The following is a 9,116-nucleotide window of genomic DNA, read 5'->3' as shown; positions in this document are numbered from 1 at the left end:
AGAGAGCCCTTCGCGTATGCGAAGGGCTTTTTTCGTTGTAGCTATCCGAAATAAACGTCCTCTTATCACCCAGACGGTATGTGCCTTCATCACTGCATTGAAGCAATCAGCTTATTAAATCGGCTGATGAGGCCATAATAAAACCCGGCACCAGGCCGGGTAGTAAGCTAACTGCACGTCTGATCAGTGAATGACCTGGGACAGGAACGCCCGGGTACGTTCTGATTTTGGATTCGCAAAGAACTCCTGAGGTGGCGCAACTTCGACGATCTCACCCCGATCCATAAAGATCACCCGGTCAGCCACCGTTCGGGCAAAGCCCATTTCGTGGGTAACGCACAGCATGGTCATTCCATCTTCAGCCAGACCAATCATCGTATCCAGCACCTCTTTAACCATCTCCGGATCCAGCGCTGACGTTGGCTCATCAAACAGCATAATTTTGGGCTTCATACAGAGTGAGCGGGCGATGGCGACACGTTGCTGCTGTCCACCTGAGAGCTGCCCTGGAAACTTATGCGCATGCTCGGCAATACGTACGCGTTGCAGATAGTGCATTGCCAGCTCATCAGCTTCCTTCTTAGGGATCTTTCTTACCCAGGAAGGGGCCAGCGTACAGTTCTGCAATACGGTCAGATGCGGAAAGAGATTAAAGTGCTGGAAGACCATACCGACTTCGGTGCGCACGCGCTCGATGTTGCGAACGTCATCGTTAAGGTGGATACCGTCAACGACAATGCGCCCCTGCTGGTGCTCTTCCAGATGGTTGATACAGCGGATGGTTGTCGATTTTCCGGAGCCGGAAGGCCCACACAGCACGATGCGTTCACGAGGTTTAACCTGCAGGTTGATGTCTTTCAGTACGTGGAACTGCCCGTACCATTTATTCACGTTCTCAAGCGAAATCATCAACGCGTCAGAAGAGTGTGTCATAGAGTCAGTCATTTAAAACCTCAGTGCGATGTACGCCCGGTGTGAAAGCGCTTTTCCAGATACTGGCTGTAGCGCGACATGCTAAAACAGAAGATCCAATAGACCAGTGCAGCAAAGACATAACCTTCAGTCGACATACCCAGCCAGGTGGGATCAACGGTTGCCTGCTGGACGCTGCTGAACAGATCGAAAAGACCAATGATGATGACCAGGCTGGTATCTTTAAACAGTGCAATTATGGTGTTAACCAGGCCGGGAATAGTGAGCTTCAGCGCCTGTGGCAGGATAACCAGCATCTGTGTCTTCCAGTAACCCAGCGCCAGTGATTCCGCTGCCTCATACTGACCTTTCGGCAATGCCTGCAGGCCACCGCGAACCACCTCTGCCACATAAGCAGACTGGAAAAGAATCACGCCAACCAGTGCGCGTACCAGCTTATCGATGGTCGTACCTTCAGACATGAACAGCGGCAGCATCACCGATGACATAAACAGCACGGTAATCAGCGGAACACCACGCCAGAACTCGATAAAGATTATCGACAGCGTGCGCACCACCGGCATACGCGAGCGGCGGCCAAGTGCCAGCAGAATGCCCAGGGGCAGCGCCCCCGCAATCCCTACCGAGGCGATAATCAGCGTCAGCGTTAATCCACCCCACTGACGTGTTTCGACACGTTCCAGCCCCAGATAGCCGCCATACAGCAGAAACCAGACAATCACCGGATAGATGACAGCCCAGGCGGCAATGTAGCGTCCACGATAGGGCAGGCTTTTAAGGAACATTGGCACTATCGACAGCAGGCCAATGACCAGCGCCAGATTGATACGCCAGCGTAGCTCATGCGGGTAAAGCCCATACATGAACTGGCCGAAACGCGCATGGATAAAGACCCAGCAGGCACCCTCTTTGGTGCAATCGGCGCGCGTCGTGCCAATCCAGTTGGCCTGAAAGACCAGCCAGTTCAGCGCAGGTGGAATGACGTGCCAGATTACCCAGATGCAAAACAGCGTCAGTAACGTATTAAACCAGCTGGAGAACAGATTTTTACGAGCCCAAAGCCAGGCACGACTGACCAGAGTCGTCGGGACAGGGGGCGTTTCATGCGTAGTTACAGACATAGTTATCCCGTTCTCTTAACGCTCAACCAGCGCAATTTTGCGGTTGTAAACGTTCATAAGCAGCGATATCAGCAGACTGATAATCAGGTAAACGCCCATTGTGATAGCAATGGTCTCAATGGCCTGACCGGTCTGATTCAGCACGGATCCGGCAAACAGCGACACCATATCGGGATAACCGATAGCGGCGGCCAGTGAGGAGTTCTTCACGATGTTCAGATACTGACTGGTCAGCGGCGGAATAATGACGCGCATCGCCTGCGGAATAATCACCTGGCGCAGCGTCACCGGATTCGGCAGGCCCAGCGATCGTGCCGCTTCATGCTGACCATGCGGAACCGACTGAATCCCGGATCGGATTACTTCAGCGATAAACGACGAGGTGTAGATCGACAGTGCCAGCGTCAGTGCCGCCAGTTCAGGAATCATCACCGAGCCGCCACGGAAATTGAATCCGCGCAGTTGCGGCACATCCCAGTGCATTGCTGAACCAAATCCAAGGTGCGCAAGCACAGGAAAGAGGATCAGCATCGCAACGGCTGCGGGCCATGTGCGACGTAACTCACCGGTTTTCAGCTGATGTTGACGGTTGAAGCGGTACAGGCCATAGCTGGCGGCCACGGCCAGCAGCAGCGCGATAACAAACGGCCAGCTGCCCGGTGCATAAGTCGGCCACGGGACGTAAAGCCCGCGATTGCTGACATACGCCAGATCAAACGCATTCAGCGCCTGACGCGGGCCCGGCAGATTGCGTAAGACCGCAAAGTACCAGAAGAAGATTTGCAGCAGGGGCGGGATATTACGGAAGGTTTCGATATAAATATTCGAAAGCTTACGCAGCAGCCAGTTGTCAGAAAGGCGGGCAAGACCTACCGCGAATCCAAGAATCGACGCGAAAACAATACAGAGCGCAGAAACCAGCAACGTATTGGTTAATCCAACCAGAAACACGCGGGCGTAGGTATCTCCCTCCGTGTACTCAATCAGATGCTGAACGATGCCGAAGCCGGCAGTGCGCTCAAGAAATCCAAATCCCGATGTAATGCCGCGATTAGCAAGGTTGATAATGGTGTTATGTACCAGATAACCCACCACACCAACTACTGCGACGATGGCGATGAACTGATAAATCCAGGCGCGAACCGTGGGATTACCAAATGAAAAATCCCTTTTCACGGTTGGGCGTTGTGACATGTTGAAACCTCAGTAACGAAAGCTGGGGTAGGGCACCGCAGAATACGGTGCCCGATTGGTGAGGTCTGTTAACGTACCGGTGGTGCGTACTGAATCCCGCCCTGGTTCCACAACGCATTCTGACCACGCGCGATCTTCAGTGCGCTGTCTTTACCGACGTTACGGTCAAAGCTTTCCTGATAATTGCCGACCTGTTTAATGATGTTGTAGGCCCACTTGTTATCCAGCTTCAGATCTTTACCAAAATCACCCTCAGCACCCAGCAGATGCGCCATGTCCGGGGTGGTCGGCTTCGCTGTCATCTGGTCAACGTTTTTCGAGTTGATGCCCATCTCTTCCGCGTTCAGCATGGCGTAGAGCGACCATTTAACGATGGTAAACCAGTCATCATCACCACGACGCACCAGTGGCCCCAGCGGCTCTTTGGAGATCACTTCTGGCAGGACGATGAATTCGTCAGGTTTGCCGAGCTTGATGCGCAGGGCATAAAGCTGAGACTGATCGGACGCCAGTGTATCGCAGCGACCGCTGTCCAGTGCCTTCGCTGATTCATCAGAGCGATCGAAGGTCACCGGCGTATACTGCATTTTGTTGGCTTTGAAGAAATCCGCCACGTTCAGCTCGGTATCGGTTCCCGCCTGGATACAGACGGTGGCACCATCCAGCTCTTTTGCACTTTTCAGCCCGGCTTTCTGGTGAGTCAGGAAGCCGATGCCGTCGTAATAATTCACGCCCGCAAACAGGAAGCCCATGCCGCCATCACGCGATGAGGTCCAGGTGGTGTTACGTGACAGTACATCCACCTCGCCTGACTGCAGAGCAGTGAAACGCTCTTTCGCGGTCAGGGGGGTATATTTCACTTTGGTTGCATCGCCAAATACCGCGGCAGCCGCAGCACGACACACATCCACATCGATACCGGTAAACTTGCCGCCAGCATCTGCATAGGAGAAGCCCGGCAGGCCGTCACTGATACCACATTGAACAAACCCTTTTTTCTTTATCGCATCCAGTGTGGTGCCTGCGTGTGCCTGCTGAGCAATGGCAACCAGCGAGGCGGCAGCGATCAGCGTAGAGAGCATCATCTTTTTCATAAAGCATCCTGTGTGGCGGGATCATGTTGTTATGTTTGCGCACTTTAATGTGCGTTTTTCCTGTCTGTGGCGGTAAGCCATCCACGACTCTGCAAAGCTGATGCCAGGTTTGCAGGATCCTGAATTCGTATGAAAGAACGGTTAATAATCGGAAGCACCTGGAAAGTTTCGCTAATATGGCGCACCAAAAGGAAGCAATACGAGTCGACCCGATCACATTTAGTGCAAATAGTTTCACTATATGAGAGCAGTGTGAGCGCTCGCTCAGTCAGGAATGTATGAAGAGAAGGCGTTGCTTTTTTATGCGCAGAAAGTCACATGCCCAGCAATGACGGGAACGCGCAATGAGATGAGGATCAGGATAAGTACGAAAACGGACGACGCAGATCGAAAACGAGAGAGTGAAATATCACGGCAGCAATTGCAACTATAGTTACCATATTAGAGGCAACTGTTTCACGCTCCCTGCCATTAGTTTGTGGGCTGTCGCACAAATAAAAACGCCAGCCCGAAGGCTGGCGTGATTAACAGACCGAACTAAAACTCAGTTCATGCCGTATTTTTTCAATTTCTTACGCAGCGTACCGCGGTTGATACCCATCATCAGGGCAGCACGGGTCTGGTTGCCACGGGTATACTGCATCACCATGTCCAACAGAGGCTGCTCGACTTCAGCCAAAACCAGCTCATACAGGTCGCTCACATCCTGACCATTCAGTTGAGCAAAATAGTTCTTCAGTGCCTGTTTAACCGAATCACGCAAAGGTTTTTGAGTTACCTGATCCTGTGAGTTAACGGTAGAAACGGTCAGTACGTCAGAATTTACGCGTTGTTCGAACATAGTTCTTTCAGCTCTTTATTTCGTTACGCAAGATTTTCGAAGTATGCCTCCAACGCCTCCAGCTGTTCGCTGGCATCCTCTATGGCGTTGAATGTGCGCCGAAACTGGTCATTCGGGGCGTGCTCCTGCAGGTACCAGGAGACGTGCTTTCGCGCTATACGGTATCCCTTGCCTGAACCGTAAAAGTCGTGCAGCTCACGTATATGCGAAACAAGCAAGCGCTTGACCTCTGCCATTGGCAGCGGGGCAAGCAACTCCCCAGTGTCCAGATAATGCTGGATTTCCCGGAAGATCCACGGTCTCCCCTGAGCAGCGCGTCCTATCATCAGAGCATCGGCCCCTGTATAGTCGAGCACTGCTCTGGCTTTATGCGGGTCAGTTATGTCTCCATTCGCGATAATCGGAATGGAAACACTCTGCTTAACTGTCCGAATGCTGTCATATTCAGCTTCTCCGTTGAACAGGCAGGCACGAGTGCGACCATGTATCGTCAGAGCCTGTATACCGCAGCGTTCAGCCAATTGGGCAATCGCGACACAGTTCCTGTTTTCAGGATCCCAGCCAGTACGGATTTTCAGCGTGACCGGCACGTTCACTGCGTTAACCACTGCGGAGAGAATGGACTCCACCACGGCGGGATATTGCAGCAAGGCTGAACCAGCCATTTTGCGGTTAACCTTCTTGGCAGGGCATCCCATATTAATGTCGATGACTTGTGCACCAGCCTCAACATTAATGCGTGCAGCTTGCGCCATTTCGCTGGGATCGCAACCGGCAATTTGCACGGCGCGAATGCCTGGCTCATCGCTGTGAACCATACGTAATCGAGATTTGTCGCTTGCCCAGACTTCCGGGTTAGAAGACAACATCTCAGAAACTGCCATGCCTGCGCCCATTTCGTGACACAGCGTCCTGAACGGCCTGTCGGTAATACCGGCCATCGGTGCTGCAATCAGTCGATTTCTCAGCTGGAGGTTTCCAATACGCATGAAGTCAGAATGGCCATACTGTGTCTGCAAGGCGGCGTATATTACGCATTTTTGCAGGAAGATGAAAGGCCAAACTTTGAACAATCAGCAACAAATATCAATGAAATCCGGATGATGATCAGTGCTATTCTTTATTGGTCTTAAATAACAATGACTTACTTATTTATGCTGAAATTGTGAACAAAAGTTTTTCCAGAAAAGTACGTCAATTCGCCAGATAAAAAACGTCACATTCCGTGATTAACGATACAAGCATCCATGACAAATCGGGAAAGCCCGCAACTTACGCTACGGGCTGGCTGAATGTTCTGTTAAGAGACTTTGTTACCGCGACAGCGATATCAGAGTAAACGGACAGGCGCTACATTCAGGCTTTAATCCCGGTAATCCGGCACCACTCCTCTTTAACCGCAACCGGGTCAAGCGCGAACTCGCTGGCATAGGCTTCACAAACGCCTTCTGCCTGGCTCTCAAGCACGCCCGAGAGGCCCAGATGACCGCCAGACGTCGGCAGCACGCTAATCAGAGGGGCCAGTTCACGCAGCGGACCGGCCAGAATGTTGGCCACCACCACATCAGCCTGCAGATTGTCGGGTTGCTGGTGGGGCAGATAGAGCGACAGGCGGTCGGAGACGCCGTTGCGCTCAGCATTATCCCGGCTGGCCTGAATAGCCTGCGGATCGATATCAATGCCAATCGCCTGAGCCGCGCCCAGCTTCAGCGCGGCGATCGCCAGGATCCCTGAGCCACAGCCGAAATCGATCACCGTTTTGCCTTCCAGATCCAGCCCATCGAGCCAGGTAAGGCAGAGCGAAGTCGTTGGATGCGTACCGGTTCCAAATGCCAGGCCGGGATCGAGCATCACGTTGACGGCGTCAGGATCCGGCACATCACGCCAGCTTGGACAGATCCAGAGACGCTCACCGAAGCGCATCGGGTGGAAGTTTTCCATCCATTCGCGCTCCCAGTCTTTATCTTCGATCTGCTCGATCCGGTGACGGAAATCGTTACCCAGCAGCGGATGTTGCGCCAGTTCGGCGGTAATCAGGGACATATCCGTTTCGGCATCGAACAGGCCGATAACGTCGGTATCGCCCCACAGGCGCGTTTCACCCGGCAGCGGCTCATAAACCGGCGTGTCGTGGGTATCCTGAAAAGTTACAGAAACCGCACCGATCTCCATCAGCGCATCGCTCAGCGTTTCCGCATGTTCACCTGAGCTGTTAATTTTAATTTGAATCCACGGCATAACGTCTCTCTTTCCGTCAATGTTGTGGCGCGTCGACCGTTTGCGGTGCGCGTCCAAACAGGTTACCCACTAAAAAGGCCAGCAGGCTTAAAAGCAGGGAGGGCACGATGGGGTGAAAACCCAGGATCTGCAGGTTAAGGCTCGCCATAAAAGCGTAGCAGCCTCCACCCACCACCATGCCGGTGATGGCCCCTGCGGCATTGGCGCGTTCCCAGTAGAGGCCCAGAACCAGCGGCCAGAGGAAAACCGCCTCCAGGCCGCCAAATGCCAGCAGGTTGAGCCAGATAATCATATCGGGCGGGTTCCAGGCCGCAATCAGCAGCAGAATACCCAGTGCGAAAGTAATGGTGCCAGACAGCAGCCGCAGCCGCGTCTCATTTTCCAGCTGTTGCGGGGCGACACGCAAATAGAGATCTTTAATCAGCGTGGCCGACGCCTGTAACAGCTGGGCATTGATGGTCGACATAATCGCCGCCATGGGTGCTGCCAGAAACAGCCCGGCTGCTAACGGCGGCAGCACGGTAATCATCAGGGTCGGAATGACACTATCCGGCACGGTGAGATCGGGCAGTATCGCACGGCCCAGCGCACCGGCCAGATGCATGCCCAGCATCAACACCACCACAACAATGGTGCCCAGAATGATGGCCCGATGCACAGCTTTGCTGTCTTTGTAAGAAATACAGCGCACGGCAGTGTGCGGTAAGCCGATCACACCAAAGCAGACCAGCACGACGAACGAGCTGAGGAAGGTTGGCGTGATAATCTCGCCGGGCCCCTGCGGCGACAGCAGAGCCGGATCGATGTCATGCAGTTTCTGCACGGCCGTGCTCAGGCCACCGGCCTGATGAATCACCGCGAAGAGCAGCAGAAAGGTGCCAATCAGCATCACGATGCCCTGCATAGCGTCATTAAGCACGCTGGCACGGAAGCCGCCGAACGCGGTGTAGAGCGCAATCGTGCCGCCAAAAATCAGCAGACCGGTGTCATACGGGATGCCAGCGGCGGTTTCGAGCAGCCGCGCACCGCCAATAAACTGCACCGTCATGGCACCAATAAAAGCAATCAGCAGACTCAGACTCGCCAGCCAGATCAGCAGCGGGCTCTGATAGCGGGCGTAGAGCATATCATTCAGCGTCACCGCATTATGCTTACGCGCCAGAATGGCAAACTTTTTCCCCAGCACACCCAGCGACAGCCAGACGGCGGGCACCTGCACCATCGCCAGCAATACCCATCCCAGCCCATATTTATAGGCGGCACCGGGTCCCCCAATAAATGAGCTGGCGCTGATGTAGGTGGTAGTAAGCGTCATGGCCAGCACAAACCCGCCCATGGAGCGGCTGCCAAGGAAATATTCAGTGAGGAAGCTGCCTTCACGTCTTTTACGAACGGCAAACACCGACAGCGCGGCAATCACGACCAGATAAATCAGTAACGGCAGGATAATTTCACTGTTCATTTTTATCCTCCAGCGACATGTCGCGGAAAATGACCCGCACCATCATCCAGCACAGGAAAATGAATAACAGGGGCGCAAACAGGCAGGAGAGTTCAAACCAGCGCGGCAGGCCGGTAACACCGATTTCACTGCCACCGAGCCAGGCAGAAAGCCCCCAGGCAGCGAGCCAGAGCAGGGTGAGATAAAGCGACCAGCGCGCCTCTTTATGTGCCTGTATAAAACGAGCATCCATG

9 protein-coding genes are annotated in these 9,116 nt (G+C 53.7%); all 9 read right to left on the bottom strand.

Features of this window, described 5'->3' with window-relative positions; all coding sequences use genetic code 11:
- Nucleotides 1–183: 183 nt before the first annotated feature.
- The 9 genes from N5J69_RS14510 to N5J69_RS14470 all read right to left on the bottom strand — a co-directional run bounded on the left by N5J69_RS14510 (nt 184) and on the right by N5J69_RS14470 (nt 9,115).
- The gene (locus N5J69_RS14510) at nt 184–945 is read right to left on the bottom strand and encodes an amino acid ABC transporter ATP-binding protein (protein ID WP_010699823.1); all 762 of its coding nucleotides are present in this window, start codon (nt 943–945) and stop codon (nt 184–186) included.
- Nucleotides 946–953: 8 nt separating this feature from the next.
- On the bottom strand, nt 954–2,054 hold the full coding sequence (locus tag N5J69_RS14505; protein ID WP_279771200.1) for an amino acid ABC transporter permease: 1,101 nt from the start codon (nt 2,052–2,054) through the stop codon (nt 954–956).
- 15 nt (nt 2,055–2,069) lie between these two features.
- On the bottom strand, nt 2,070–3,248 hold the full coding sequence (locus N5J69_RS14500; protein WP_279771199.1) for an amino acid ABC transporter permease: 1,179 nt from the start codon (nt 3,246–3,248) through the stop codon (nt 2,070–2,072).
- Between the two features lie 68 nt (nt 3,249–3,316).
- Complete coding sequence (locus N5J69_RS14495) at nt 3,317–4,342, bottom strand: amino acid ABC transporter substrate-binding protein (protein WP_013359218.1); 1,026 nt, start codon at nt 4,340–4,342, stop codon at nt 3,317–3,319.
- A gap of 544 nt (nt 4,343–4,886) precedes the next feature.
- Entirely contained in the window at nt 4,887–5,183 is a 297-nt protein-coding gene (fis, locus tag N5J69_RS14490) for a DNA-binding transcriptional regulator Fis (RefSeq protein WP_003855228.1), read from the bottom strand.
- Nucleotides 5,184–5,206: 23 nt separating this feature from the next.
- Nucleotides 5,207–6,172: a tRNA dihydrouridine synthase DusB gene (gene dusB / locus N5J69_RS14485; RefSeq protein WP_013359217.1), complete on the bottom strand. Its 966-nt coding sequence runs from the start codon at nt 6,170–6,172 to the stop codon at nt 5,207–5,209.
- A 367-nt stretch (nt 6,173–6,539) separates the two neighbouring features.
- A complete protein-coding gene (prmA, locus tag N5J69_RS14480; protein WP_279771197.1) occupies nt 6,540–7,421 on the bottom strand; it encodes a 50S ribosomal protein L11 methyltransferase in 882 nt (293 codons plus the stop codon).
- A gap of 16 nt (nt 7,422–7,437) precedes the next feature.
- Complete coding sequence (panF, locus tag N5J69_RS14475) at nt 7,438–8,883, bottom strand: sodium/pantothenate symporter (RefSeq protein ID WP_279771196.1); 1,446 nt, start codon at nt 8,881–8,883, stop codon at nt 7,438–7,440.
- Entirely contained in the window at nt 8,873–9,115 is a 243-nt protein-coding gene (locus N5J69_RS14470; protein WP_279771195.1) for a YhdT family protein, read from the bottom strand. The genes panF and N5J69_RS14470 overlap by 11 nt, the downstream gene beginning before the upstream one ends.
- Between the last annotated feature and the right edge of the window lies 1 nt (nt 9,116).

The organism is Pantoea sp. GD03673 (assembly GCF_029844725.1).
Lineage (GTDB): Bacteria > Pseudomonadota > Gammaproteobacteria > Enterobacterales > Enterobacteriaceae > Pantoea.
Note: the sequence above shows the minus strand (reverse complement) of the source record. Positions and strands in the feature narration are given on the sequence as shown.